This is a genomic window from Kitasatospora sp. NPDC058406, assembly GCF_042722765.1.
GTDB lineage: Bacteria > Actinomycetota > Actinomycetes > Streptomycetales > Streptomycetaceae > Kitasatospora.
The window spans coordinates 1-25,978 of the sequence record NZ_JBHXKE010000129.1; the positions used below are offsets into that span (position 1 = coordinate 1).

At 74.0% G+C, this 25,978-nt stretch carries 25 protein-coding genes and 2 pseudogenes; 15 read left to right on the forward strand and 12 right to left on the reverse strand.

The features are described 5' to 3' along the window. Positions 1-46 precede the first annotated feature (46 nt). Positions 47-1,612 carry an MFS transporter gene (locus ACFWOG_RS24030; protein ID WP_380360893.1) on the reverse strand — a complete coding sequence of 522 codons (1,566 nt, stop codon included), beginning with the start codon at positions 1,610-1,612 and terminating at the stop codon, positions 47-49. Between the two features lie 142 nt (positions 1,613-1,754). Here ACFWOG_RS24030 and ACFWOG_RS24035 point away from each other — a divergent pair, with 142 nt between their 5' ends. Next, positions 1,755-2,270 (forward strand): MarR family transcriptional regulator, encoded by a 516-nt coding sequence (locus tag ACFWOG_RS24035; RefSeq protein ID WP_329952136.1) that lies wholly within the window; start codon positions 1,755-1,757, stop codon positions 2,268-2,270. Between the two features lie 58 nt (positions 2,271-2,328). Then, entirely contained in the window at positions 2,329-2,847 is a 519-nt protein-coding gene (locus ACFWOG_RS24040) for a GNAT family N-acetyltransferase (RefSeq protein WP_380360895.1), read from the forward strand. Between the two features lie 79 nt (positions 2,848-2,926). On the opposite strand, the gene ACFWOG_RS24045 is transcribed toward ACFWOG_RS24040, so the two are convergent. Together ACFWOG_RS24045 and ACFWOG_RS24050 are read right to left on the reverse strand one after the other, a co-directional pair. Further along, the gene (locus ACFWOG_RS24045; protein WP_329881946.1) at positions 2,927-3,412 is read right to left on the reverse strand and encodes a methylated-DNA--[protein]-cysteine S-methyltransferase; all 486 of its coding nucleotides are present in this window, start codon (positions 3,410-3,412) and stop codon (positions 2,927-2,929) included. Positions 3,413-3,537: 125 nt separating this feature from the next. Next, positions 3,538-5,052: an AlkA N-terminal domain-containing protein gene (locus ACFWOG_RS24050; RefSeq protein WP_329952134.1), complete on the reverse strand. Its 1,515-nt coding sequence runs from the start codon at positions 5,050-5,052 to the stop codon at positions 3,538-3,540. Positions 5,053-5,268: 216 nt separating this feature from the next. Between ACFWOG_RS24050 and ACFWOG_RS24055 the strand changes: the two genes are divergently transcribed. Continuing rightward, positions 5,269-5,724, forward strand: coding sequence for an ASCH domain-containing protein (locus ACFWOG_RS24055; protein WP_355404311.1), 456 nt, complete (start codon positions 5,269-5,271; stop codon positions 5,722-5,724). Between the two features lie 159 nt (positions 5,725-5,883). Here ACFWOG_RS24055 and rsgA read toward each other — a convergent pair whose 3' ends face one another. Next, entirely contained in the window at positions 5,884-7,014 is a 1,131-nt protein-coding gene (rsgA, locus tag ACFWOG_RS24060; RefSeq protein WP_380360898.1) for a ribosome small subunit-dependent GTPase A, read from the reverse strand. Positions 7,015-7,404: 390 nt separating this feature from the next. Continuing rightward, positions 7,405-8,700, reverse strand: coding sequence for a YihY/virulence factor BrkB family protein (locus ACFWOG_RS24065; protein WP_329881915.1), 1,296 nt, complete (start codon positions 8,698-8,700; stop codon positions 7,405-7,407). A 300-nt stretch (positions 8,701-9,000) separates the two neighbouring features. Between ACFWOG_RS24065 and ACFWOG_RS24070 the strand changes: the two genes are divergently transcribed. The 11 genes and pseudogenes from ACFWOG_RS24070 to ACFWOG_RS24120 all read left to right on the forward strand — a co-directional run bounded on the left by ACFWOG_RS24070 (position 9,001) and on the right by ACFWOG_RS24120 (position 19,092). Then, positions 9,001-9,084: a putative leader peptide gene (locus ACFWOG_RS24070; protein WP_310593185.1), complete on the forward strand. Its 84-nt coding sequence runs from the start codon at positions 9,001-9,003 to the stop codon at positions 9,082-9,084. Between the two features lie 199 nt (positions 9,085-9,283). Beyond that, a complete protein-coding gene (locus ACFWOG_RS24075) occupies positions 9,284-11,008 on the forward strand; it encodes a nitrite/sulfite reductase (protein ID WP_329881914.1) in 1,725 nt (574 codons plus the stop codon). After that, positions 11,005-11,184: pseudogene (locus tag ACFWOG_RS24080) on the forward strand (hypothetical protein); the annotation flags it as partial. The gene ACFWOG_RS24075 and the pseudogene ACFWOG_RS24080, both read left to right, overlap by 4 nt. 73 nt (positions 11,185-11,257) lie before the next feature. Further along, positions 11,258-11,962 (forward strand): phosphoadenylyl-sulfate reductase, encoded by a 705-nt coding sequence (locus tag ACFWOG_RS24085; RefSeq protein WP_329952132.1) that lies wholly within the window; start codon positions 11,258-11,260, stop codon positions 11,960-11,962. 79 nt (positions 11,963-12,041) lie between these two features. Next, the gene (gene cysC / locus ACFWOG_RS24090) at positions 12,042-12,641 is read left to right on the forward strand and encodes an adenylyl-sulfate kinase (RefSeq protein ID WP_329881912.1); all 600 of its coding nucleotides are present in this window, start codon (positions 12,042-12,044) and stop codon (positions 12,639-12,641) included. Next, complete coding sequence (cysD, locus tag ACFWOG_RS24095) at positions 12,638-13,594, forward strand: sulfate adenylyltransferase subunit CysD (RefSeq protein ID WP_329952131.1); 957 nt, start codon at positions 12,638-12,640, stop codon at positions 13,592-13,594. The genes cysC and cysD overlap by 4 nt, the downstream gene beginning before the upstream one ends. Next, a complete protein-coding gene (locus ACFWOG_RS24100) occupies positions 13,594-14,940 on the forward strand; it encodes a GTP-binding protein (protein ID WP_329952130.1) in 1,347 nt (448 codons plus the stop codon). The genes cysD and ACFWOG_RS24100 overlap by 1 nt, the downstream gene beginning before the upstream one ends. A gap of 271 nt (positions 14,941-15,211) precedes the next feature. Then, on the forward strand, positions 15,212-16,378 hold the full coding sequence (locus ACFWOG_RS24105; protein ID WP_355404300.1) for an aliphatic sulfonate ABC transporter substrate-binding protein: 1,167 nt from the start codon (positions 15,212-15,214) through the stop codon (positions 16,376-16,378). A 215-nt stretch (positions 16,379-16,593) separates the two neighbouring features. After that, a complete protein-coding gene (locus ACFWOG_RS24110) occupies positions 16,594-17,397 on the forward strand; it encodes an ABC transporter ATP-binding protein (protein ID WP_329952128.1) in 804 nt (267 codons plus the stop codon). Next, positions 17,384-18,298: an ABC transporter permease gene (locus ACFWOG_RS24115; protein ID WP_380360902.1), complete on the forward strand. Its 915-nt coding sequence runs from the start codon at positions 17,384-17,386 to the stop codon at positions 18,296-18,298. The genes ACFWOG_RS24110 and ACFWOG_RS24115 overlap by 14 nt, the downstream gene beginning before the upstream one ends. Positions 18,299-18,309: 11 nt before the next feature. After that, the gene (locus ACFWOG_RS24120) at positions 18,310-19,092 is read left to right on the forward strand and encodes a sirohydrochlorin chelatase (RefSeq protein WP_380360904.1); all 783 of its coding nucleotides are present in this window, start codon (positions 18,310-18,312) and stop codon (positions 19,090-19,092) included. A gap of 22 nt (positions 19,093-19,114) precedes the next feature. On the opposite strand, the pseudogene ACFWOG_RS24125 reads toward ACFWOG_RS24120, so the two are convergent. From ACFWOG_RS24125 to ACFWOG_RS24145, 5 genes and pseudogenes are all read right to left on the reverse strand, one after another. Beyond that, positions 19,115-19,276, reverse strand: a pseudogene (locus tag ACFWOG_RS24125) (VapC toxin family PIN domain ribonuclease); the annotation flags it as partial. 127 nt (positions 19,277-19,403) lie between these two features. Continuing rightward, a complete protein-coding gene (locus tag ACFWOG_RS24130; protein WP_329881904.1) occupies positions 19,404-19,724 on the reverse strand; it encodes a multidrug efflux SMR transporter in 321 nt (106 codons plus the stop codon). Between the two features lie 4 nt (positions 19,725-19,728). Beyond that, a complete protein-coding gene (locus tag ACFWOG_RS24135; RefSeq protein ID WP_329952126.1) occupies positions 19,729-20,397 on the reverse strand; it encodes an NAD(P)H-dependent oxidoreductase in 669 nt (222 codons plus the stop codon). Positions 20,398-20,601: 204 nt separating this feature from the next. Further along, entirely contained in the window at positions 20,602-20,763 is a 162-nt protein-coding gene (locus ACFWOG_RS24140) for a hypothetical protein (protein WP_329875716.1), read from the reverse strand. Next, on the reverse strand, positions 20,760-22,682 hold the full coding sequence (locus ACFWOG_RS24145; protein ID WP_380360907.1) for an alpha/beta hydrolase family protein: 1,923 nt from the start codon (positions 22,680-22,682) through the stop codon (positions 20,760-20,762). The genes ACFWOG_RS24140 and ACFWOG_RS24145 overlap by 4 nt, the downstream gene beginning before the upstream one ends. Before the next feature lie 422 nt (positions 22,683-23,104). Between ACFWOG_RS24145 and ACFWOG_RS24150 the strand changes: the two genes are divergently transcribed. Continuing rightward, the gene (locus ACFWOG_RS24150; RefSeq protein WP_380360909.1) at positions 23,105-23,647 is read left to right on the forward strand and encodes an EF-hand domain-containing protein; all 543 of its coding nucleotides are present in this window, start codon (positions 23,105-23,107) and stop codon (positions 23,645-23,647) included. A 163-nt stretch (positions 23,648-23,810) separates the two neighbouring features. On the opposite strand, the gene ACFWOG_RS24155 is transcribed toward ACFWOG_RS24150, so the two are convergent. Continuing rightward, complete coding sequence (locus tag ACFWOG_RS24155; protein WP_380360911.1) at positions 23,811-24,212, reverse strand: SAV_915 family protein; 402 nt, start codon at positions 24,210-24,212, stop codon at positions 23,811-23,813. A gap of 351 nt (positions 24,213-24,563) precedes the next feature. Further along, positions 24,564-25,346 (reverse strand): TSUP family transporter, encoded by a 783-nt coding sequence (locus ACFWOG_RS24160; protein WP_380360913.1) that lies wholly within the window; start codon positions 25,344-25,346, stop codon positions 24,564-24,566. Positions 25,347-25,978 lie beyond the last annotated feature (632 nt).

Here is a 25,978-nt window from a genome sequence, read left to right on the forward strand (position 1 = left end):
GGGGGGGCGGGCCCCCCCCCCCCCCGCCCCGGCCGTTCCCGTCCTCTCAGCGGCGGACCGCCGGACGGACCGGGCGGGTGAGCGCCACCGCGAGGGCGGCGACCCCGGCGAGGAGGAGCAGCACCGACCGGCCGCCGAGCGCCGGGCCCGCCAGGTGGACGCCGAGCACCGGCAACGCGGTACCGAGCGCCGTACCGAGGCTGCGGGCCATGTTGACCATGCCGCCGCCGACCGCCGAGCACTCCGCCGGGATCGCCCGCATCACCAGCGCGTTGTTGGCCGGCAGCAGCACACCGAGCCCGCAGCCGACGACCGCCAGGGGCAGGGCGAGCAGGTGGGCGGGCGCGCCGGCGGCCGGGAGCAGCGCGCAGCACAGCAGACCCGTCCCGGCGAGGGCGGCACCGAAGCGGCACCGGGCGACGTCCGTCCAGCTGCGCGGGAGCAGCGCGCCGCCGGCCGACGCGGCCACCGCGAAGGCGGCCGGGAGCAGGGTGATCACGAGGCCGGCCCCGGCGGTCGGCAGGCCCGACTCGGCGAGCAGGACCGGGCCCAGCACCAGCGGGCAGAACAGCAGCAGGTACCCGATCAGCGAGACGGCGAGGCCGGGCCGGACTCCGGGGGTGTTGACCAGGCCGGGCGCGAGGATCGGCCGGGTGGCCCGGCGCTCCTGGCGGACCAGGCCGAACGCGAGCAGGACGGCGGCGAGCAGCAGTCCGATCACCGCCCAGCCGGGGAGCGGCAGGCCGGAGGCGGCGGAGAGGGCCAGCAGCAGGGCGGTGGACGAGCCGGTGAGCAACAGCAGACCGGGCAGGTCGAAGCGGCCGGCGCCACCGTCGGAGTCGGGGGCCCGGCGCGGACGCGGGAGGCGCGCGGCGGTCCGGGCGCCGGGGAGGCCGCCCGGACGTGGGGCCGGACGTGGCAACGGACGCGGGCCCGGCGTGCCGGGACGGGCGGCGGACGGGGCCGCGCCGGGAAGGACGTCGGGGCGGGTCCGGGGCAGCAGGAACCAGCCGGCGACGATGCCGACCAGGCTGATCGGCACGTTGACCCAGAACACCCAGCGCCAGGACGCGTGCTCCACCAGCAGCCCGCCGAGGCTGGGCCCGAGCGCCAGTCCCAGTCCCTGGGCGGTCGCCTGGACGCCGAGCGCCCGTCGCATCGCGTGCCCGGGCACGCCGCGCGCGACCAGGGCGACGCTGTTGGCCTGCATCATGGCGCCGCCGACCGCCTGCACCGCCCGGCACGCGACCAGCGTCCCGAGTCCGCCGGCGAACCCGGCGCCCAGCGAGGCGAGGCCGAAGACGGCGAACCCGCCGAGGTAGACGGTCTTGCGGCCGACCAGGTCGGAGAGGCGCCCGACCGGCGCGAGCAGGGCCACCAGGACCAGGAGGTAGGCGAGGGCGACCCACTCGACGGCGGCGAATCCGGTGTGGAAGTGGCGCTGGAGCTCCGGGTAGACGAGGGCGGTGACGCTGGCCGTGAGCTGGCCGAGGAAGGCGCCCAGGCAGACGGTGGCGACGGCGAGCCAGTGGGCGTGCCGTCGGCGGGCTATGCCGCGCGGCCGGGGGTGCTCGGTGAGCAGCCGGGTGGCGAGGGTGGACGCGGCGTTCATACGGCGAAATATATCGGATGCAGATATGTTCTCTCTACGAGATGATCGGTGTGCGATCTGGCGGTCGACGACCGGGATCGATCGCCGTCGACCGGATCAAGGCCGTCGGAGACCGTCCGCACCAGGCGCTACGCTGTCCGCCATGCCGTCGTCACCACCCGTTCCCGAACCCGCCTCCGGGCCGGCCGTCGTCGGCCCCCAGGACCCGGAAACCGCGGCGGTCGAACGCGCCCGACGGCTCACCGACGTGGTCACCCGGCTCCGCCGCACCCTGCGCAGCAGCATCCGGACCGACTACCCCTGGGAATCCCTGCCGATGGCGCAGGTCGAGCTCCTCCAGACGCTCGCCGCCGCCCCGCTGCGCGTCGGCGAACTGGCCGCCCGGCAACGGCTCGCCCCGAACACCGTCAGCGGTCTGGTCGGCAAACTGCTGGAGGCCGGTTTCGTCGACCGCCAGGCCGACCCCGGCGACCGCCGCACCGCCCGGATCGCCCTCACCCCGGCCGGTCGGCGCCAGCTCGACGACTGGCAGCACGCCCACGAGCGCCGCATCGCCACCGCGCTCGACGCCCTGACCCCCGCCGACCGCGACGCCGTCATGCACGCCCTGCCCGCCCTGGAGAACCTCGCCCGGGCGCTCGCCGAACCGGTTCTCTGAGCAGCGGGCACCGCGAAAACCGGTCGCCGGAGGCCGCACCGCCGACTACCGTCCGGCCATGGACCCCTCCCTCCTCCGTCTCGAACCCTGGACCGACGTGGACCTCGGGCTGCTGCGCCGGATCAACACCCCGGACATGCGCGCGCACGTCGGCGGCCCCGAGAGCGAGGAGCGGATGCTCGTCCGCCACCGCCGCTACCTGGACCTCGTCCCGTCCGGCATCGGCTGCATGTACCGCATCGTGCTGGAGCCCGAGGACGAGGCCGTCGGCAGCGTCGGCTACGCCGAGCGCGACTGGCAGGGCGCGACCGTCTACGAGATGGGCTGGAACGTCCTGCCGGGCCACCAGGGCCGGGGCATCGCCGCGGCGGCGGCCCGCACCGCCGTACGGGCCGCCGCCCGCACCGCCCGCCACCCCTGGCTGCACGCCTTCCCGTCCGTCGGCCACCCCGCGTCCAACGCGGTCTGCCGCAAGGCGGGTTTCACCCTCCTCGGCGAGACCGACTTCGAGTTCCCGCCCGGCCGCCGGATGCGCAGCAACGACTGGCGCGTGGCGCTGACGGCCGACCCGGCCTGACCGGCTCCCGCGGCGGGCCGCCGACCGTCCGCGTACCGCACCGCCGGCCGGCCGGCCGGTGGGGCCGGTGGGGCCGGGCTCAGAACAGGGCGCCGCTCTCCAGGTCCAGCAGCCAGCGCTTGCGGTCGGTCCCGGCGGCGAAGCCGGTCAGGGCGCCGTTGGCGCCGAGGACGCGGTGGCAGGGGCGGACGATGAGCAGGGGGTTGGCACCGACCGCGCCACCGACCGCGCGGACGGCCTTCGGGGACTCGCCCGCCAGCGCGGTGAGCCGGCCGTAGGTGACGGTCTCGCCGTACGGGATCCGGTCGAGGGCGGCCCAGACCCGGCGGCGGAAGTCGGTGCCCACCGGGGCGAGCGGGAGGTCGAAGTGGGTCAGCTCCCCGGCGAAGTAGGCGGTCAGCTGGGCCACCGGCTCGGTCAGCGCGTCCGGATCGTGCACCCAGTCGTCGTCGGGCTCGGCGAGCGCGTACTTCTGGCCGGGGGCGGTGACGGTGGCCAGCGCGGCCGGACCGCCGTCCACGGGGCGGACGCCGCTGAGCATCAGCCGCCCGAACGGGCTCTCCATGAAGGTGAAGACGGTGGTGCCGGCGCCGGCCGTGCTCGGCTCGGTGCCGGTCTGCTCGGTGCCGGTCTGCTCGGTGTGCTCGGTGGTGCTCGGCTCGGTGCCGGTCTGCTCGGTGGTGCTCATCGTCAGGTGTTCTCCGTTCCAGTGCTGGGGTCGGTGGCCGGGCCCGCCCAGAGGCGGTGGAGGGCGTAGGAGCGCCAGGGGGCCCAGGCCTCGGCCGTGCGGGCGGCGGACTTCGGGTCGCCGTCGGCGCCGAGCCGGAGCAGTCCGTGCTTGACGCCGATGTCGGTCGGCAGGAAGACGTCCGGGTCGGCGAGGGCCCGCATCCGCAGGTAGCCGACGGTCCACGGGCCGATGCCGGGCAGGGCGAGCAGCTGCGCGGCAGCCTCCTCCCGGTCGACCCCGCCGTCGAGCCGGACGACGCCCTCGGCGAGGGCGGCGCAGAGGCCGGTGAGGGCCCGGCGACGGGCGGCCGGCATCGCGAAGTCCTCGGGATCCGCGACCGCGAGGGCTGCGGCGGTCGGGAAGAGCAGCCGCAGCCCGCCGCTGGGCTCGGGCAGCGCGCAGCCGTACTTCACGGCGAGCCGGCCGGCCAGGGTACGGGCCGCGACGACGGTGACCTGCTGACCGAGGACGGCCCGGACGGCCAGCTCGTGCGGGTCGACGTGGCCGGGCGAGCGCAGGCCCGGGCGGGCCCGGACCAGCGGGCCGAGCAGCGGGTCGGCGCCGAGTTGGTCGTCGACCGCGAGCGGGTCGGCGTCCAGGTCGAACAGCACCCGCAGGCGCTGGACGGAGGTCGGCAGGTCACGCAGGTCGGTGAGGAAGAGCCGGCAGTCCAGCCAGCCGCGGGCACGCGGCTGGCCGGGGGCGAGGCCGTCCACCTCGGCGATGCCGTGGCCGTACGGGAGCGCGAGGGTGCGGCGGTAGGTGCGGACGCCCGGCCGGGAGCCGGGCACGACCTCCTCCACGCCGGGGACGGCGCGCAGGGCGAGGAAGTCGATCAGGTGGTCGCTGTCGAGGGCGCCCCGGTAGGCCAGCCGCAGGGCGAGGCCGCCCGCCGGGGTGGCGGTCCGCCGGCCCGCCGTGACCTCGGCGCGCAGGCCGCTCGGCGTGCGGTCGTACACCTCGCGGACGGTGTCGTTGAACTGCCGCACGGAGGCGAACCCGGAGGCGAAGGCGATCTCGGTGACCGGCAGCTCGGTGGTCTGGAGCAGGAGCCGCGCCGTCTGCGCCCGGCGGGCACGGGCCAGCGCGATCGGGCCGGCGCCGAGTTCGGCGGTGAGCTGACGCTGGAGCTGGCGGGAGCTGTAGCCGAGGCGCTGGGCCAGGCCGGCGACGCCCTCGCGGTCCACGATGCCGTCGCCGATCAGCCGCATCGCGCGGCCGACCAGGTCGGCCCGGTGGTTCCACTCCGGCGAGCCCGGGACGGAGTCGGGGCGGCAGCGGCGGCAGGCCCGGAAGCCCGCGCTCTGGGCGGCGGCGGCGCTGGGGTAGAAGGTGCAGTTGACGCGCTTGGGGGTCACGGCCGGGCAGCTCGGCCGGCAGTAGATCCCGGTCGAGGTGACAGCCGTGAAGAAGACGCCGTCGAAGCGGGCGTCCCGGCTGTCCACGGCTCGGTACCGGATGTCGTCGTCGATCACGCTGTCCAGTCTGCGGCACCGGAGGGGGCTCGACTGGCGGAAATCGGACGTGACCGTCCGGACCCGTGGGGACGCCGGGGCGGCGGGCGGGACGGGCCCGCCGAGCCGCCGCCCGACCGGTCGGAAAACCGCGCGCCACCCGACGGCGGAACGGCTACGCTGCGCTCGATCCCGCCTCGGCCGACCCCGGCCGACCCGCGTCCTGAGGAGCCCCGCATGCCCGAGCAGTCCTACACCGGCCCGGACGACCCTCGGATCGCCGGGCTGCGGGTGGAGGAGTTCGCGTTCCCCGGACCGCTCCGGGACAAGCTGGTCGCGGCCGTGCTCTCCGGCGCCAAGACCAGCACCACCGGGCTGGTCGTCGAGTACGAGCACGAGGGGGAGCCGCTCCCCAGGGCCGGTACCCGTGGCGCGGTGGTCGACTCGGCCGGGCGGGTCGTCGCGGTGACCGAGACGACGGACGTCCGGGTCGTCCTGCTCGGCGAGGTCGGACTGCAGCACGCCCTGGACGAGGGCGAGGGCTATGCGACGGTCGCGGAGTGGCGGGCCGCGCACGAGCGGTTCTGGCACGGCGACGAGCTGCGCGCGGCCCTCGGCGACCCGGACTTCACCGTGGACGACGTCACCCCGGTCGTGCTGGAGCGTTTCCGGCTGGTGGCCGACCTCCGTTGACGCCCGCCCGGCCGGCCGGCCGGGCAGGCGGGCGGGCGTCAACGGGGCAGGCCGGCGGCTGGGCGGCCACGGTCGGCGGGGCGGAGGGACGAGCCCCCAGGGGACCCGCCGCCCGCCGCCACCACCGACCGACCGGCCGACCGGCTGCGGAGCAGGACGTCACCGCTTCACGGGACCTCCCGCCGCGCGCATCGACTTGGTGATGGTCTTCCACTTCTTCAGCCGGGCCGACGCGAGCCGGGCGTCCGAGCGGGAGGCGATCCACTCGCCCTCCCGCTGGAGCTTGCGGTAGCTCTCCAGCCGACGCTCCGGGAGGCTCCCTTCGGCCAGCGCGGCGATCACCGCGCAACCGGGCTCGGTGTGGTGGTTGCAGTCGTGGAAGCGGCAGTCCTCGGCCAGCTCCTCGATGTCGGCGAAGGCGAGTGCCACGCCCTCGCCGCCGTAGAGGCCGACCTCGCGGAGACCGGGCGTGTCGATCAGCACCCCGCCGCCGGGCAGCGGGACCAGCTCGCGCGTGGTGGTGGTGTGCCGGCCCTTCTGGTCGACGGCGCGGGCCTGCTGGACGGCCATCACGTCGGCCCCGGCGAGCACGTTGGTCAGGGTGGACTTGCCGACGCCGGACTGTCCGATCACGGCGGTGGTGCCGGGCGTGCAGGCGCGCAGCACGTCCACCCCCTCGCCGGTCTCGGCGCTGACCACCAGCACGGTGACGCCGGGCGCCGCGGCCTCGACGTCGGCCCGGATGAAGTCGGCGTCGTCGACCAGGTCGGCCTTGGTGAGCGCGACCAGCGGCTCGGCGCCGGACTCCCAGGCGAGGGCGAGGAAGCGCTCGATCCGGCCCAGGTCGGGCTCGGCGGCGAGCGACGCGGCGATCACCACGGTGTCGACGTTGGCGGCCAGCACCTGGCCGTCGGAGCGCTTGCCCGCGACCTTGCGGATGATCGCGGTGGACCGCGGCAGCAGCGCCACGACGGTGGCCATCGGCCGGGCCGTGAGGTCGACGGCGGCCCAGTCCCCGGTGCAGGGGCAGTTGATCATGTCGGCGTCGCCGACCGGCCGGGTGTCGGCCCGGACGGTGCGCAGCGTGCCGGTCTCCGGGTCGGTCAGGACGGCGTCGCACTGGCCACGGTCGACCCGGACGATCCGGGCAGGCGTCAGACCGGCCTCGGCGAGGGGCGCGAACAGGTCGTCGAGCTCGGCCGTCCAGCCGTACCCGGCCAGCGGGGAGTCCTCGGGGGAGGAGGAGACGGGAAGAGAAGAGGAAACGGAAGCGGAGGCAGCGTTGAACAACGCAGTGGGCCCTTCGGGAGGAAAGTGATCCCGCCGGGCTGCGGCTGCACGTGCGAGGGGCTACGTCAGCCGACGGCCGGCAGGGAGAGGTGGATGCGGGCGCTGCCCAGGGCAGCCGTCATGACAGTCGTGGCCATGGGACCCACCTCCTGCTTTCTCTCCTCGGACCGGCATTGGCACGGCCCGAACCGGACGACTCACACCGTAGCCAAGCCGCCCCCGCCTGCCAACCGGTTTTTCACCGGCGGATTCACCGCGACGAACCCGGCCCCGACCCTGCCCCGACGCCGGTCCCGAAGCCGGTCCCGGACCCGGCCGCGAGCCCGGCGCCGCCCCGCCCCCGCCGCCGTCCCGTCCCGGGTCCGGCCGCGTCCCGGGACCGGATCCGCCTCAGCGCCGGTCCCACGGCGGGCGGGGCGGGTGGCTGGGCAGCGGGTACTCCGGGGGCGGTGCGACCGGCCGGTCGCTGTCCGGCGGGGGTGGCGCGGGCCGGTGGTGCGGACCGCCCCCGCGCGCGGCGATCCGGCCGCGGACGTTGTCGGCGGCCAGCACGTCGGCCCACCGCTCGGGGTACTCGGAGGGGACGTCGACCTCCTCGCCCTCGTCCTCCCAGTGCTCCTCCTCGCCGCCCTCGGCGAGGCCGAGCTCACGCGCCCGGCGGGCCCGCTCGACGGCACGGCGGGCGGCCACCTCGCGGACCACGGCGGCGGCCGCCTCCTCGTGGGCGCGCTCGTTCTCGGCCCGGGCGTCGGCCGTCTCCAGGGTGGGCCAGCGGCGGTCTATGGCCGCGTTCATCGCGGCGCCGATGAGCACCGCGAGCGCCACCACGAAGATCCAGAGCAGGACGGCGACCGGGGCGGCCAGCGAGCCGTACACCGAGTGGCCCTCGATGGAGCTGACCAGGTAGAGGCGGAGCGCGACGCTGCAGAAGACCAGCACCACCAGCGCCACCAGGGCCCCGGGGATGTCCTCCCGCCAGGGCGTGGAGACCGGCACGGCGAGGTGGTAGAGGGTCGTCAGCGAGACGATCAGCAGCAGGATGGCGAACGGCCAGTAGGCGGCGTTGACCAGCCCGGCGATCCCGGGGACGGCGTTCATCACCAGCCCGGGCCCGGCCATCAGCAGCGGCAGCACCAGCGAGCCGATGACCAGGGCGCCCAGGTAGAGGCCGAGCGACATCAGCCGGGTCTTGACGATGCCCCGCTTGCCGTCGAGCCCGTACATCACGGTGATGGTGTCGATGAAGATGTAGAGCGCCCGGGATCCGGACCAGAGCGAGAGCAGGAAGCCGATCGAGATCAGGTCGGGCCGGGTCTGGTCGAAGACCTGGCCCAGCAGCGGCTGCACGACCTCGGTGATCGAGGAGTCGGAGAGGACCGTCCCCGCGGCCTTGACGATGTCGGCCTTGAGGTTGTCGATGGTGCCGGCGCCGAGGAAGTCGTCGAGGTAGCCGAGGGTGCCGGCGAGGCAGAGCAGCAGGGGTGGGATGGAGAGGAGGGTGAAGAACGCCGCCTCCGCCGCGAGGCCGGTGACCCGGTACTCGACACAGGTGTTGGTGGTGTCCTTGACCAGGGCCCAGGTGGTGGACCGCCAGGTGACCTGTCTGGCCGCCCGCCGGGAGCCCTTGCCCCGACGACGGGAGGGCCGCTCGGGGTTCGGTCTGGTCGTTTCGCCTGCTGCTTGCACAGGGCTAACGGTATCGGGCCGTGGCCGGTCCACTGATCTCCCGTGGCGCGGAGCCGCCGTTCGACCCGTCGTCCGACCCGCGGCGGCCGCCCGCCGGACACTTCCCGAACACCCGCCGACCATCTGCCGGCCCCGCGCCGGCCCCGGGGCGAGGCCGTGCCGACCGTCCGTCGACGATCTGCCGAGGGGCCCGGAACGGGGAGCGGCGGGAACGCTCCGACATCTCAGTATTCGAAACCTTCTGGTCCAGAATACGGACGTTAGTGGACCGCGAGTCGTGCTCCGTGCGAATCTCTTGCCATGCCGAGCGCCGGAACCACCCTAGTAGGTCGACTTCACGTCGATCTCCTTCGCGTGTCCAGCGCCATCTGTCCGGTGACCTGAGCCCCACCCCGCCGCCACCCACCGCACCCGGCGCCACCACCTCGCCGTCCCCGCCGCAGCGGACGCGCAGGCGCCCGCCCGGTCAGCCGGTCACTGCATCGCAGGCCTTGAGAACCCGCAGGTCACAGCAGCACCGAACCGCCGAGCTCGTCCAGCGACCCACCCGGCGTCAGAGCCACCTGCCCCGAAGGACTTCACCATGGCCACCACTCCCGAGACCGCCGAGCCCACGGCCGACGCCGCCCCCGCGCGACGCCCCGCCGCGCCTCGCAAGGTGACCCGTCACCGCGGTGAGGGCCAGTGGGGCATGGGCCACTTCACCCCTCTGAACGCCAACGAGCAGTTCAAGAAGGACGACGACGGTCTCAACGTGCGGACACGTATTGAGACGATCTACGCGCACCGGGGCTTCGACTCGATCGACCCGGCCGACCTCCGCGGCCGGATGCGCTGGTGGGGTCTCTACACCCAGCGCAAGGAAGGCATCGACGGCGGCAAGACCGCGATCCTCGACCCGCACGAGCTCGACGCCGAGTACTTCATGCTCCGCGTCCGCATCGACGGCGGCCGGCTGACCGTCGCCCAGCTCCGCGCCGTCGCCGAGGTCTCGCAGGAGTACGGCCGCAACACCGCCGACCTGACCGACCGGCAGAACGTCCAGTACCACTGGATCCGGATCGAGGACGTCCCCTCCATCTGGCAGAAGCTGGAGGCCGTCGGCCTCTCCACCACCGAGGCCTGCGGTGACACCCCCCGCGTCATCCTCGGCTCCCCGGTGGCCGGCATCGCCGAGGACGAGATCATCGACGGCACCTCCGCCATCGACGAGATCCAGCGCCGGTTCATCGGCAACAAGGACTTCTCCAACCTGCCGCGCAAGTTCAAGTCCGCCGTCTCCGGCTCCCCGCTGCTGGACGTCGCGCACGAGATCAACGACATCGCCTTCGTCGGCGTCGTCCACCCCGAGCACGGCCCCGGCTTCGACCTCTGGGTCGGCGGCGGCCTCTCCACCAACCCCAAGCTCGGCGTGCGGCTCGGCGCGTGGGTCCCGCTCGACGAGGTCGCCGACGTCTACGGCGGTGTGATCGGCATCTTCCGCGACTACGGCTACCGCCGGCTGCGCAACCGCGCCCGGCTGAAGTTCCTGGTCGCCGACTGGGGCGTGGAGAAGTTCCGCCAGGTGCTGGAGGACGAGTACCTCAAGTACCAGCTGGTCGACGGCCCCGCCCCGGCGGAGCCCGCCGGCCGCTGGCGCGACCACGTCGGGGTGCACCGGCAGAAGGACGGCCGCTACTACGTCGGCTTCGCGCCGCGCGTCGGCCGGGTCGACGGCAAGCTGCTCGGACAGATCGCCGACCTCGCCGAGGCCCACGGCAGCGACCGCCTGCGCACCACCGCCGAGCAGAAGATGCTCGTCCTCGACATCACCGAGGACCGGGTCGAGTCGCTGGTGGCCGGCCTGGAGGCGCTGGACCTGCGGGTCACGCCCTCACCGTTCCGCCGCGGCACCATGGCCTGCACCGGCATCGAGTACTGCAAGCTCGCCATCGTCGAGACCAAGGAGCGCGGCCGCACGCTCATCGACGAGCTGGAGAAGCGCCTCCCCGACTTCGAGGAGCCGCTGACCATCAACATCAACGGCTGCCCGAACGCCTGCGCCCGCATCCAGGTCGCCGACATCGGTCTCAAGGGCCAGCTGGTGACCGACGAGCAGGGCAACCAGGTCGAGGGCTACCAGGTCCACCTGGGCGGCGCGCTCGGGCTGGAGGCCGGCTTCGGCCGCAAGGTCCGCGGCCTCAAGGTCACCAAGGACGGCCTGCCCGACTACGTCGAGCGCGTCCTGACCCGGTACCAGGCCGACCGCGCCGAGGGCGAGCGGTTCGCCCAGTGGGCGGCCAGGGCCGGCGAGGAGCAGCTGTCGTGAGCGAGCGCGCCGCACCGTTCTTCTGCCCGTACTGCGGTGACGAGGACCTGCGCCCCTCCGAGGTCGGACACGGCGCCTGGGAGTGCCACGGCTGCCGCCGGGCCTTCCAGCTGAAGTTCCTCGGCCTGCTCTCCCCCGCCAACGGGGCCCGGGCCAACGGCGCCCGGACCGGTGGGAACCAGACCGGTGGGAACCAGGGCGGCGGCAGCCCGGACAACGCGAGTCGGACCAGTGGGGGGAGCGCACCGCATGACCACCGCGACCACTGATGACCACCGGGCGCTGGCCGAGCAGGCCGGCCGGGAGCTGGAGGAGGCCACCCCGCAGGAGATCCTGCGCTGGGCCGCCGACACCTTCGGCAAGCGGTTCTGCGTCACCTCCTCCATGGAGGACGCGGTCGTCGCCCACCTCGCCTCCTCCGTCTTCCCCGGCGTGGACGTGGTCTTCCTGGACACCGGCTACCACTTCCCGGAGACCATCGGCACCCGGGACGCGGTGGCGGCGGTGATGCCGGTCAACGTCATCACGCTCACCCCGGCGCTGACCGTGGCCGAGCAGGACGCCCTGCACGGGCCGCACCTGCACGACCGCGACCCGGACCTGTGCTGCTCGCTGCGGAAGGTCGAGCCGCTCAACCGCGGCCTCGGCGGCTACGACGCCTGGGCCACCGGGCTGCGCCGCGACGACTCGCCGGCCCGCGCCGGCACCCCGGTGGTCTCCTGGGACGCCCGGCGCCGCAAGGTCAAGATCGCCCCGATCGCCCGGTGGACGCAGGAGGACGTGGACGCCTACGTCAACGCCAACGGCGTGCTGCTCAACCCCCTGCTGTGGGAGGGCTACACGTCGATCGGCTGTTCGCCGCTCTCCTGCACCCGCAAGCCCGGGGAGGGCGAGGACGCCCGGGCGGGCCGCTGGTCCGGCACCGGCAAGACCGAGTGCGGCATTCACCTCTGAGCCACCTCCGGGCATCCTCCGTGCCACCCCCGCCGCACATGATCGATCGTCAACACCCCTTCCGTCTGGAGAAGTCACCGTGAGCACAGTCCACACCCCGGTCGCCGAGAGAGCCGCAGAGGCGGCCCGTGCGGCCGCCCCCTGCGAGCGCGGCGCCACCGTGTGGCTGACCGGGCTGCCGAGCGCGGGCAAGACCACGCTGGCCTTCGCCCTGGCCGAGCGGCTGCGCGCCGAGGGCCACCGGGTGGAGGTGCTGGACGGCGACGAGATCCGCGAGTTCCTCTCCAAGGGCCTCGGGTTCTCCCGCGAGGACCGGCACACCAACGTCACCCGGATCGGCTTCGTCGCCGAGAAGCTCGCCGCCAACGGCGTCAAGGTGCTCGCCCCGGTGATCGCGCCGTTCGCCGACTCCCGCACCGCCGTCCGCGAGCGGCACGCCGCGAACGGCACGGACTTCCTGGAGATCCACGTCGCCACCCCGGTCGAGCTCTGCGCCGAGCGCGACGTCAAGGGGCTCTACGCGAAGCAGGCCGCCGGCGAGATCTCCGGCCTGACAGGGGTTGACGACCCGTACGAGGCGCCGGAGCATCCGGAGCTGCGCCTGCAGACGCAGGGCCGCGCGGTGGCCGAGTCCGCCGCGGAGCTGCACGCCTTCCTGACCGAGAGGGGCCTCGCATGACCACCGCGACCCAGAACCCGGTGCAGGCCGACGACCCCGACCAGAACGCCGGGGGGGCCTTCACGCTGTCCCACCTGGACACGCTGGAGGCCGAGTCGGTGCACATCTTCCGCGAGGTCGCGGGGGAGTTCGAGCGCCCGGTGATCCTGTTCTCGGGCGGCAAGGACTCCATCGTCATGCTGCACCTGGCGCTCAAGGCCTTCTGGCCGGCCGCCGTCCCGTTCTCGCTGCTGCACGTCGACACCGGCCACAACTTCCCCGAGGTCATCGCCTACCGCGACCGCGTGGTGGCCGAGCACAACCTGCGCCTGCACGTCGCCCACGTCCAGGACTTCATCGACGACGGCCGACTGCGCGAGCGCCCCGACGGCACCCGCAACCCGCTGCAGACCGTCCCGCTGCTGGACGCCATCGAGACGGGCCGCTTCGACGCCGTCTTCGGCGGCGGACGCCGCGACGAGGAGAAGGCCCGCGCCAAGGAGCGCGTCTTCTCGCTGCGCGACGAGTTCGGCGCCTGGGACCCGCGCCGCCAGCGCCCCGAGCTGTGGTCGCTCTACAACGGCCGGCACGCGGTCGGCGAGCACGTCCGCGTCTTCCCGCTCTCCAACTGGACCGAGCTGGACGTCTGGCAGTACATCGAGCGCGAGTCCATCGAGCTCCCGGAGATCTACTACGCCCACGAGCGCGACGTCTTCGCCCGCGACGGCATGTGGCTGACCGCCGGCGAGTGGGGCGGCCCCAAGGAGAGCGAGCCGGTCGAGCGGCGCCTGATCCGCTACCGGACCGTCGGTGACATGTCCTGCACCGGCGCCGTCGACTCGGACGCGACCGACATCCGGGCCGTCATCGTCGAGATCGCGGCCAGCCGCCTCACCGAGCGCGGCGCCACCCGCGCCGACGACAAGCTCTCCGAGGCCGCGATGGAAGACCGCAAGCGCGAGGGATACTTCTAATGAGCACCACCCAGGAAACCACCGCCACCTCGCTGCTGCGCTTCGCCACCGCCGGCTCCGTCGACGACGGCAAGTCCACCCTGGTGGGCCGCCTGCTGCACGACTCCAAGTCGGTGCTGGCCGACCAGCTGGAGGCCGTCGAGCACGCCTCCCGCAGCCGCGGCCAGGAGACGCCCGACCTCGCGCTGCTCACCGACGGCCTGCGCGCCGAGCGCGAGCAGGGCATCACCATCGACGTCGCGTACCGCTACTTCGCCACCCCGCGGCGGCGGTTCATCCTCGCCGACACCCCGGGGCACGTGCAGTACACCCGGAACATGGTGACCGGCGCCTCCACGGCGGAGCTCGCCGTCGTCCTGGTGGACGCCCGCAACGGCGTGGTCGAGCAGACCCGCCGGCACGCCGCCGTCGCCGCGCTGCTGCGCGTGCCGCACGTCGTGCTGGCCGTCAACAAGATGGACCTCGTCGAGTACGCGGAGCCCGTGTTCGCCGCCATCGCGGAGGAGTTCACCGCCTACGCCGCCTCGCTCGGCGTCAAGGACGTGGTGGCCGTCCCGATCTCGGCCCTGGCCGGGGACAACGTCGTCGAGCCCTCCGCGCACATGGACTGGTACGGCGGTCCGACCCTGCTGGAGCACCTGGAGACCGTCCCGGTCGGCAGCGACCCGAGCATCGAGCCGGTCCGCTTCCCGGTCCAGTACGTGATCCGCCCGCAGACCGAGGACCACCCCGACTACCGCGGCTACGCGGGGCAGTTGGCCTCCGGCGTGCTGCGGGTCGGCGACCCGGTGACGGTGCTGCCCTCCGGCCACACCACCACGGTCGTGGGCATCGACGCGCTCGGCCGGGAGACCGACGCCGCCTGGGCCCCCCAGTCGGTGACCGTCCGCCTCGCCGACGACCTCGACATCTCCCGCGGCGACCTGATCGCGGCCGGCCCGGCCCCCGTCCCGACCAAGGACATCGAGGCCACCGTCAGCCACCTCAGCGAGCGCCCGCTGCGGGCCGGCGACAAGGTGCTGCTCAAGCACACCACCCGCACGGTCCGCGCACTGGTCAAGGAGATCTCCTACCGGATCGACATCACCGCGCCGATCCGCGACGGGAAGCTCGAACAGGGCTCCGGCGCCGACGGCCTGAACGTCAACGACATCGGCCACGTGGTGCTCCGCACCGCCGAACCGCTGGCGCTCGACGGCTACTCCGACAACCGTCTGACCGGGTCGTTCCTGCTGATCGACCCGGCCGACGGCACCACCCTCACCGCCGGCATGGCGGGCGAGGCGTTCGACACCGTACGCAGCAACGACGCTTCCGACACACCGGACGAGGAGGACTGGGTCTGATGCCCAGCGAGGCGTTCTCGGGCATGGACAAGGAAGGCGGCCGCATAGGCAGCGGCGTCCTCGGCAGCGGCCAGGGCGGCCTGACGCGATGTGTGAGCCGACAGGGCTGACAACAGCCCTGTCACCGGGCCGGTCACTGTTCCGCCCCACAGCCGGAACAGCAGTGCCGACCCGGCTTGCCCCGCATCACTCGATGCCGCAAGCACCACCCTGACCGTTGTCCGCCCCGAGACCGCATCCCGGCGGTCCGTCCGCGAGAAGGACTTCCACCATGGCACCGCACCAGGCGCTCCCGCACGCCCACCAGCCGCATAGCCCGGCACATCCCGGCGCCGGCCGGATCAGACGCTCCGCCGCCGCAGCCGTGGCCGGGCTGACCGCCGTGACCCTGCTCTCCGCCTGCGGCTACGGCTCGAAGAGCGACGACAGCAAGCCCAGCACCGCTGCCGCCGGTTCCGCCAGCGCCGCCAAGCTCTCCGCCGACTCGGTGAAGATCGGCTACTTCGCCAACCTCACCCACGGCACCCCGCTGGTCGGCCTCCAGGAGGGCATCCTCCAGAAGGAGCTCGGCGCCACCCAGATCAAGACCCAGGTCTTCAACGCGGGCCCGGCCGAGATCGAGGCGCTCAACGCCGGCTCCATCGACATCGGCTGGATCGGCCCCTCCCCCGCGATCAACGGCTACACCAAGTCCGAGGGCAAGTCGCTGAAGATCATCGGCGGTTCGGCCTCCGGTGGCGTCAAGCTGGTGGTCAACCCGGAGAAGATCGCCACCCTGGACGACCTCAAGGGCAAGAAGATCGCCACCCCGCAGCTGGGCAACACCCAGGACGTGGCGCTCCTCAACTACCTGGCCGGCAAGGGCTACAAGGTCGACGCCCAGTCCGGCGCCGGCGACGTCAGCGTGGTCCGCTCGGACAACAAGGTCACCCCGGACGCCTACAAGCAGGGCTCGATCGACGGCGCCTGGGTGCCGGAGCCGACCGCGTCCAAGCTGGTCACCCTCGGCGCGAAGGTCCTCCTCAACGAGAAGGACATCTGGCCGAACAAGCAGTTCGTGATCACCAACATCATCGTCTCGCAGAAGTTCCTGGCCGAGCACCCCGACGTGGTCGAGGCCGTCCTGCGCGGCTCGGTGACCACCAACGCCTTCATCAAGGCCAACCCGGACAAGGCCAAGGCCATCGCCAACGAGGCCATCAAGAAGGAGGCCGGCAACGCCCTGGAGGCCGCCATCCTCGACCCCGCGTGGGCCGACATCGACTTCCTGGACGACCCGCTGGCCGCCACCCTGCAGACCGAGGCCGACAACGCGGTGACCGCCGGTCTGCTCAAGAAGCCGAACCTGAGCGGGATCTACGACCTCACCCTGCTCAACAAGGTGCTCAAGGAGAAGGGCCAGACCACCGTGGCGGACGCCGGACTCGGCACCAAGTAACACCCCCCACGGCACCGGTGGGCGCGCCTGCAGCGTGCCCACCGCGTTCAAGCCCCGCGGTCCGGACCCCCCGCCCGCCCAGGCCCCGTGCCCGCTCGATGCCCCGAGCACGGTGCGGGCGGGGGCCCGGACCCCGGCTCCCTTCGCCACCACCCCTCCACGGCCCGCCGGCGGGCCGGAGGGGCCCATGACCACACCACGCAGGAGGTGCCCGGATGACCCCGGCACTGACCACCTCGGACGACGCCCCCGGCGTCGGCACCCGGAACGGCGCGCCCGCCGTCCGGATATCGCACGTGCACAAGTCCTTCGGCCGCCCCGGCGCGCAGACGCACGTCCTGGACGACATCACCCTCGATGTCGCACCGGGCGAGTTCGTCACGCTGCTCGGCGCCTCGGGCTGCGGCAAGTCCACCCTGCTCAACCTGGTCGCCGGCCTCGACGCGCCCACCGCGGGCACCATCGAGGTACCCGGGGGACGCCCCGCGCTGATGTTCCAGGAACACGCGCTCTTCCCCTGGCTCACGGCCGGAAAGAACATCGAACTCGCCCTCAAGCTCGCCGGTGTCCCCCGGGCCGAGCGCCGCGCCGAGGCCGAGCGGCTGCTCGAACTCGTCCGCCTCCAGGGCTCCCACGGCAAGCGCGTGCACGAGCTCTCCGGCGGCATGCGCCAGCGCGTCGCCCTGGCCCGCGCGCTCGCCCAGGGCAGCTCGCTGCTGCTCATGGACGAGCCGTTCGCCGCCCTCGACGCCATCACCCGCGACGTCCTGCACGACGAGATCACCCGCATCTGGGCCGAGCGCAAGCTCTCCGTCCTCTTCGTCACCCACAACGTGCGGGAGGCCGTCCGGCTCGCCCAGCGCGTGGTGCTGCTCTCCTCGCGCCCCGGCCGGGTCGCCCGCGAGTGGCGGATCGACCTCCCGCAGCCGCGCCGGATCGAGTCCTCCGGCGTGGCCGACCTGTCCATCGAGATCACCGAAGAACTGCGTGGGGAGATCCGCCGCCATGGCCAGCACTGACACCACGCCCACCAGCCGGGCCACCCTGGACAAGGCTCCCGGTGCGGACAGTGCCGACGTCGGCGCCGGCCTCGACGCGCTCGACGCCGTCAGCACCCAGGGCAGCTCGGTCGCGGACACCCTGCGGCAGAAGGCGCTGCCGCCGCTGCTCGGCGTGCTCCTGGTGCTCGCCCTGTGGCAGGGCGCCTACAGCCTGGAGATCACCAGCTCCTACAAGCTGCCCAGCCCGTCCGACGTCTGGCAGGCCGCCACGGACCTGTGGTCGGCCGGCACGCTGTTCTCGATCATCTGGACCAGCGTCTGGCGCGGCCTCTCCGGCTTCGTCGTCGCCGTCATCATCGGCACCCCGATCGGCCTGCTGGTCTCCCGGGTCAAGCCGGTCCGGGCCGCTCTCGGACCGGTCCTCTCCGGCCTCCAGTCACTGCCCTCGGTCGCCTGGGTGCCGGCCGCCGTCATCTGGCTCGGCATCAACGACTCGATGATGTACGCGGTCATCCTGCTCGGCGCCGTCCCGTCCATCGCCAACGGCCTGGTGGCCGGCATCGACCAGGTGCCGCCGCTGTTCCTGCGCGCCGGGCGCACCATCGGCGCCACCGGCCTGACCGGCGCCCGCCACATCCTGCTCCCCGCCGCGCTCCCCGGCTACCTGTCCGGACTCAAGCAGGGCTGGGCGTTCTCCTGGCGCTCGCTGATGGCCGCCGAACTCGTCGCCTCCTCCCCCGACCTGGGCCTCGGCCTCGGCCGGTACCTGGAGAACCAGCGCGAGTTCTCGGACATGGCCGGCGTCCTGCTCGGCATCATCCTCATCCTGTTCGTCGGCATCGCCATCGAACTCCTCGTCTTCACCCCGGTCGAGCGCCGGGTCCTGCGCAACCGCGGCCTGCTGGCCGCCGTCAAGTAAGGCCGCTCCGCATGAACGAAGGCCGGCTGTCCGCCGCCCCCGCCACCCCGGTGGTGGCGGGCAGCCCCGCCCTGCTGCTGATCGCCCACGGCAGCCGCGACGCCCGGCACGCCGCCACCGTCGCCGACCTGGTCGCCCGGGTCCGCGCGCTGCGCCCCGGCCTCGACGTCGCCACCGCCTACCTGGACCACTGCGCCCCGCGGATCCCGCAGGTCGTCTCCCGGCTCGGCTCCGCCGCGGTGGCCGTGCCGCTGCTCCTCAACCGCGCGTTCCACGCCAAGCACGACATCCCCGCCGCCCTGCGCGCGGCCGGCGCCGGACTGCCGACGGCCGACGTCCTCGGCCCGTCCCCGCTGCTGCTCGCCGCCCTCGACCGCCGGCTCACCGAGGCCGGCCCGGAGCTCGCGTCCGCCGCCGTCCGGGCCCGCACCGGCGTCGTCCTGGCGGCGGCCGGCTCCTCCGACCCGGCCGCCGACGCCGCCACCCGCGCCGTCGCCGCCGAGTGGCGCCGCACCCGCGGCTGGGCCGCCGTCGAGGTCGCCTACGCCTCCGCCGACGGTCCCCGCGTCCCCGACGCCCTGGCCGCGCTGCGCCGCGCCGGCGCCCGGCGGACCGCCGTCGCCCCCTACCTGCTCGCCCCCGGCCGTCTCCCCGACCGCATCGCCGGGGCCGCCCACGGCGCGGACCTCCTCGCCGACGTCCTCGGCGCCGCCCCCGAGGTCGCCCGTCTCCTCCTCCACCGCTACGACGCGGCCCGCCGGACCGCGTCGGCCGCCCCCGCACTGACCGCCTGATCCCGAGCGCGGCTCGGGCTCGGGCGTGGTCCAGGATGCTGTGCTCGCCGAGGTCGGGGGCATGGCGGGCCACGGTGCGGTGGTCGGCGTCGTCGTGCAGCACGGTGGGCCCGTGGTGCGCGGCAGTCGCCGCGATCAGGAGGTCGACCGCGGAAGCGCTCCGGTGCCGGCCGGTGAGAGCCAGCCATCGCGCGCTCCAATGCCTCTTCATCGATGTCGATCTGCGTCACGGACATTCACGCCTCCGCTGTATCGATGTCGGTTATGTACATGGGACTATGCGCCACCACCATCGATCCGGAGGCCCCGGCTCAGTCGGTGGTGCCGAGGTGGACGGTGACCAGGCCGGTGGTGATCAGGGCGAGGCCCGCGAGGGCCGCCGGGGACGGCGTCTCGTGGCGCAGGACCAGCCCGGTCAGGACGGCTCCGATCGTGCCGATGCCGGTGAAGACGGCGTACGAGGTGCCCACCGGCAGGTCCTGGAGCGCGCGCGACAGCAGGTAGACCGCACCGAGCATCAGGACGAGGCAGAGCGCGGTCTGCGGGAGCCGGGTGAACCCCTCGGTCGGCTTGATGGACTGCGCCCAGGCGACCTCCACCGCTCCCGCCAGCAGCAGCCAGATCCACGGCACGGCGTCAGCCCGCCCGCGGGACGCGGTAGCCGACGAGCTTGTTGCCGAGCTCCTGGGCCCGGTACAGCGCGTCGGCGGCCGACTCCCGGTGCTGCTCCAGCCGGCCGGCCAGCGCGGGGTCGACCAGCGAGTTGACCAGTTCGGCGGCGATGACCTCGCCGTCCTCGACCGCGTAGTGGCCGCGGAAGAAGTCGAGCAGGTAGCGGCCGTTGTGGTCGAAGGGCGCGCGCGGGGTGCCGGGCCCGTAGGCGCCGCCGCGGGCGGCGACGACCACGAACTTCCGCGGGGCGAGGACCATCTTCGGGAACGTCACCTGGTCGATCCAGGCCTTGAGCGCGGCGGGTATGCCGAAGTTGTACATCGGCGCCCCGATCAGCACCACGTCCGCCGCGACCAGTTCGTCGAGCAGCGGCCGGACGACCGCCCAGGCCTCCTGCTCCTGTGCGGTGCGGACGGCCTCGGGGTAGCGGTCGGTCTCGGTGATGCCCTCGCGCAGCAGGGTGTCGCAGATCCGGGTCCAGCCCTCGCGGATCGGGGGCAGGGGTTCGGCGGCGAGGTCGCGGTGGGTGACCTCGCCCCCGCCCCCCAGCCAGGCTTCGGCGAAGGCCTCGCCGAGACGGCGGGTGAAGGAGTCGGAGCGCGCGCTGCTGTCGAGGTGCAGGAGGTGGGACACGGTGAACCCCCGGGTGGAGACGGGTACGGAAGGGTCTGGGCATTAAGTGGACACTCCGTCCACTTACGTCCGCCGTCCACCGTAGAGGGGAGTGGGGGAGGGGGGGACATAGGGGTGAGGTGGAGCCCGGGGGGGAAGACCCAATGCCGGCGGCCCCCCACCCCCCCGCCCGGGCCCCGCCCCCCCCCCCCCCGCGACCGTGGGTCACTTGCCCTTGAGTTCCGGCTTCGGCTTCGGCTGCCCCTTGAGGGCAGGCGCGACCGCTGTGGCCTTGGTGATGTCGAGCGCGAAGTTCTGGACCACGACGGCGCCCCGGTCACGCTCCGGGGTGCTGATCGGGTCGTTCTGGATGCTGCGTCGCTTCATGGTTGTTCACCTCCTTCCGTCAGATCGGCGGGTACCCCGGGACGACCGCCCCGGGGTGCTCGGGGGAGCGGTGCCGGCCAGGCGTGCCCGGCGAACCGGACCATCGCGGCCAGCACGGATCGGTGGTCGGCGGTCCGGCTGCTGTAGTGCCCGCCGTCCACCCAGAGCAGCTCGTGCGGCACCGCCAGCCGGCGCAGGTCCGCGGCGTACCGGGCCACCTGGTCGGGCGGGCACCGCTCGTCGGTCCGGGAGGCGGCCAGCAGGACGGGCGCGCGGACCTGGTGCACGTAGGATCGCGGGTCGGCCGCGCGGTAGCGCTCGGGAACCTCGTCCGGGGTCCCGCCGAACAGCTGCCGGTCGAGCTCGCGCAGCGCGGGGGTGGTGGTGCGGTAGGTGGCGGGGTAGTCCGCGATCGGCTGGGCGGCCATGCCGAGCGACCACAGCTCCGGCTGCGCACCGATCGCCAGCAGCGTCAGGTAGCCGCCCCAGGAGAATCCGCACAGGCCGGTGCGCTCCGCGAGCGCCGTGCCGTCGGCGACCAGCTCGGCGCGGACGGCGGCCAGGTCCTCGATCTGCGCCAGCCCGACCCGGTGGCCGTACTCGTGCTGCCAGCGGGCGCCGTAGCCGGTGGAACCGCGGTAGTTGGTGCGCACCACCGCGTAGCCGTGGCCCACCAGGGCGTTCACCCGCGGGTCGTAGGAGTCCCGGTCGTGGGTGGCGGGGCCGCCGTGCACCAGGAAGAGGGTCGGCCACGGGCCCCCGCCGACGGGGGTGCTGACGAAGCTGTGGATCCTCCCGTACGGCCGGGGCGTCCAGCGCCGGCTGCGGGAGGTGTCGCCCTGCTCCGGACCGGTGTGGTCCGCGACCTCCGTGCCGGGGCGCAGGACCAGCGGGCGGGGCGGCGTCGACTCCCGGCTCCAGACGCAGTGCAGGGTGCCGTCCGGGGCGCAGGAGAGGTCGTGGATCGTGCCGCCGGGTGTGTCGATCTCCCGGGCGGGCGGGGCCTGTTCGGCCGGCTCCTGGTCGGCATTCACCCCCTGGCCCGCCATCCCGCGGCCCACCGCTGCCCGGCCCACCGCTGCCCGGCCCGCAGGCCCCGGCCGCGCCGCCCCCGGCCCCACCGGCGGGTCGAGGTCGGCGAGCAGCAGCCGGCTCCGCCCGGCCCGCTCGTGCTGGATCAGCACCCCGCGCGGCCCCCGGTACCAGCCGGCCGATATCTGCGAGTCGAACGACAGTCTCGGGTACCTGCTCAGCCCCGCGCCCGCCCGCCAGGTCGCGACGGTGTACCGCTCGTCCTCCTCGACCACCAGCAGCAGCTCCGGTTCGAGTACCGCGAGCGGGTTGAACTCGATCGGCCAGAGCCGCAGTCGCCGGTCCCCGGCGAGCCGTAACGGACTGCCCGCCTGAGCGTCCGTCGGCCACAGGACCGCTGCGTCGTCCCCGTCGGGCCGCCCGCCGAGGGCGAGTAGCCGACCGTCCGGCGACAGGTCGGCCAGGCCCAGGTACCCCGGCGCCGAACCGATCGGTCGTGCCTCGCCCGCAGGCGGCCCGACATAGAGGTGCGAGGCGTCGTGGACACCGACGGCCACGGCCGCGAGCGAGCCCGTCCGGTCGAAGGCGACGCCGTACGCCCGCCCGTGCGGCACGCCGTGCAGTGCCGCGCCGCCCGGTCCGCCGGCGAACGGCTCGCGTTGCCACCGCCCCTCCCCCGCACCGTCGGCGTCGAACCACCAGATGGCATCGCCGTCCGGCTCGATCTCGCTCAGGTGGACGCCCCCCGGTCGGTCGGTGACCACCCGGCGCCGCCCCGTCCCCAGGTCCCAGGCGACCGCCTGCCAGCGTTCGTCGACGAGCCGCGTCTCGACCGCGCGGTCGGCCGCCAACGCGGCGAAGCCGGGGGACTGGAACGCCTGCGTCACGGACCCGGCCCTTCCGGCTCGACGGTGGGGGACACGCTGCGCTGGACGTTCCGGGAGCCAGTGAACCGGCATGTGGGGAAGGACACATCTCGGGGGGTCGCGGTCCACTGTAGGGGGGTGTCGCGGATACGAACAGAAGGCGACGCAATTTATCTGAACATGTCGCTTGCCCGGGCCCACCGCGATGCTCCACGCCTCGGGAGCCTGCCCTTCGTGGCCGCCGGATCCGGCACGGCGCCGGGCCGCGCCCCGGTGGTCACGGGCCGCGCCGGATCGCCGGGCGATGCGTAGCACACTCCGGGTGGCCGCGCCGGGAGTCCTCGGTTCTTCCCCCGAAACCCGGCGACGCCCGCGCTGCGCACTTAAAGTCACCAGCCTGTCGCCACACGTGGTGGGGCAGTCGGCACAGGGGAGGCCCGTCCATGGCCAGCGAGTTCCAGCAGCGCAAGCTCCGCAACGTGTTCGCCGCGTTCGACGCGGACGGGGACGGCTGCCTGCGGCAGAGCGACTTCGGTGCCCTGGCGGAGCGTTGGGGCCGGCTGCCGGCCGTCCAGCGGGACGCCGGGCTGGGGGCCAGGGTCGAGGCGCTCATGACGGGCTGGTGGGACCACCTGCTCACGGTCGCCGACACCGACCACGACGGCACGGTCGACATGGACGAGTTCCTGGCCCTCGTCGACCGGCTCCCCGCCCTGCGGGACGTCGTGACGGCGACCGCCGACACGGTCTTCGACGCCGTGGACGAGAACGGGGACGGCCGTATCTCGCGCGCCGAGCACCGCCGCCTCGTCGACATCTGGCACGGGCGGAGCGTGGAGACCGACGACGTCTTCGACCTGCTCGACCTGGACGGCGACGGGTATCTCAGCCGGCCCGAATTCGCCCTCCTGTGGGCGCAGTTCTGGATCAGTGCCGACCCGTCCGAGCCCGGCAACGCGATGTGCGGCCGCATCCCGGAGCAGTGACCGCAACTCGGGGCGGGCAGCGCTGAAGTCCCGCCTGCCGACGCCGACGGCGAGGTTGACGCCGACGCCGATGTTGACGCGGATCGGCTCGGGCTGCCGCTTCGCGGTGCCACCGGGCCGGCCACCCGGCCGTGCCGCCCGGCCGGCCGTCGGAGCGGAGGCTCTACCGGCGGGCCCGGTGCGGCAGCACGTCGGACGCGGGCCCTCGGCCCGGAGCGCCCGCGAAGGACGGGGTGATGAGGAGGGGGCGCTCCAAGGTGCCCTCGCGCCGGGGCCGGGCGGCGGCTGCGGCCAGCTGTGGGTCGATGGTGAGCACGGTGACGCCCAGCGGTTCGGTGAGGGCCCGCAGGGCGGGTTCGGCGAGGGTGATCCACGGCTGGGCGGGGCCCAGGACGGTGATGAGCAGCTGCTCGGTCGTGAAGGCGACGGCGGTGCGGTCGCCGAGGGGCGTGCGGAAGAGCCGGGCGGCGTGGCCCAGCGGACCCGGCCGGACGGGGACCAGGAGGAGTCCGGCCGGGACGGGTTCGGAAGGCTCGGGGTCCTCGGCGAGTGAACGGCGGTTCATGACTGCCTCCAGGCAGGGACGGCACGGACGGACGGTGCCCCGGTCCTCGGCGCCGTCGCCGGCCGGGCTCGCACCATGACCGTATGCCCGCCCGCGCCCGCTCCGTCCCCGTCCCTGACGCTTTCATGATCCGGCCGCCCTCGTCCTTGACGCGGCCTTGACGCCGCGTTGACGCGGTCGCCGCCGTGCGGCTGAGGAATCGGCGAGGCGGCGGGCAGCACGGCCCACCGGTCGGTTCACCCGTACGTGCAGCCGTTGCCGCCACGCCGTGAACACGTCCGCGAGCCTCTCGCCCCCGGCGCCGCCGCGAGGACCTCGCCGCCACGCTCGCCCCGACGGGGCGGGCACCGGTCAGCGCAGGCCCTGCACGGCGTAGAGGAGGCCGACGGCGGCGGCCAGAACACCGAGCAGCAGCCTCAGCGCGGTCTCGGGCACATGAGGCTGGAAGCGGGCGCCGAGGTAGCCGCCGACCAGGCCGCCCAGCCCGCAGGACAGACCGAGCACCCAGTCGGGGGCGATGTCGCCGGTGGTGGCCAGGGCCAGCGCCGCGTAGGTGCCGGCACCCACGAGCGAGGTCACGAACGTCGACGCCAGTGCGGCCGGTGCCACCTCGGCGATCGGAACGCCGCGGCCGACCAGGACCGGGCCGAGGATCGAACCGCCGCCGATCCCGTAGATCCCGCCGACGACACCGACGGCCAGGGCGAGTCCGGTCGTGGTCCGGGCCGTCGGCGCGGTGGCGGCGCGGTCCCGGGCAGGACGCAGGGTGCGGAGGCACAGCCAGCCGCCGAGCGGCAGCAGCAGGGCGGCGACCAGCAGCCGGAAGACCTCCGGCCCGGGCACCGCGAACACCCGCACGGCGGCGCCGATGACGACACCCGGAACGGTGCCCGCGACCAGCAGCCGGGTGAGCGGCCCGCCCAGTCGTCCGGCCCTGCGGTGGCGCAGGAGCGCACCCGGGCCGGCCACGACGTTGAACAGCAGGTTCGTCGGCGTCACCGCGGGGCTCGGCACCCCCAGGACGCTGACCTGGACCGGCAGGAGGAACACCGCTCCCGAGACACCCACCGGCGCCGTCACCGTCGAGATCAGCAGTCCGGTGCCGAACCCGAGCAGGCTCGAAGACCAGCCCACCGCGAGCCCCCTCCGTCGGTCCTCGGGGCAGTATCCGCCATGCCCGCGCACCCGTCGGGAGCGTGTCCACGGACCGGACCGGAGCGCCCGGACCGGTCCGCGCCGGTGCGGCGGACCAGACCGGGGAGGACGTCGGCTGTGAGGAAGGCCGGCAGGGTGACGCCCAGGGCGGGCAGGGCCCGGCCGACGGCCCGTGCGGCCCTGGCCGCCGAGCTTCGAGAGCTTGGCCAGGAGCGGGTGGTCCGCCCGGCGGTTGCGCGGTCACCGTGCTCGTGGCATCGGCGGCCCTCGACGCATTGCGGGTGGCAGGGCGAGCCCCGCTTGTCGGCGGTTCCGTGCTCACCTCCGCGGTTCGTCGCCGGAGTCGCCCGACCCCGCCGGCCGGACAATTCTCGGTGCGCTTCGCCTTGTGCGGGCGCGGCGGGGAATTCCTGCGCCGGTGGCGGATCCCTGGTGAGCGGGACCTCTGCCTATTCCTGGCCGGTGGGGCCGGATTCCCCGGTCTGCCGTCCCGGCGCATTGCGCTGCCCGGCCTTTTGTCCGTGCGGGCATTCGCTGTGGCCACACCCGGTCGGGCTCGCCGCCCCCGTGCCGCAGGGAGCCGGGGGGGGCGAGCACCACCCCGCCGACGG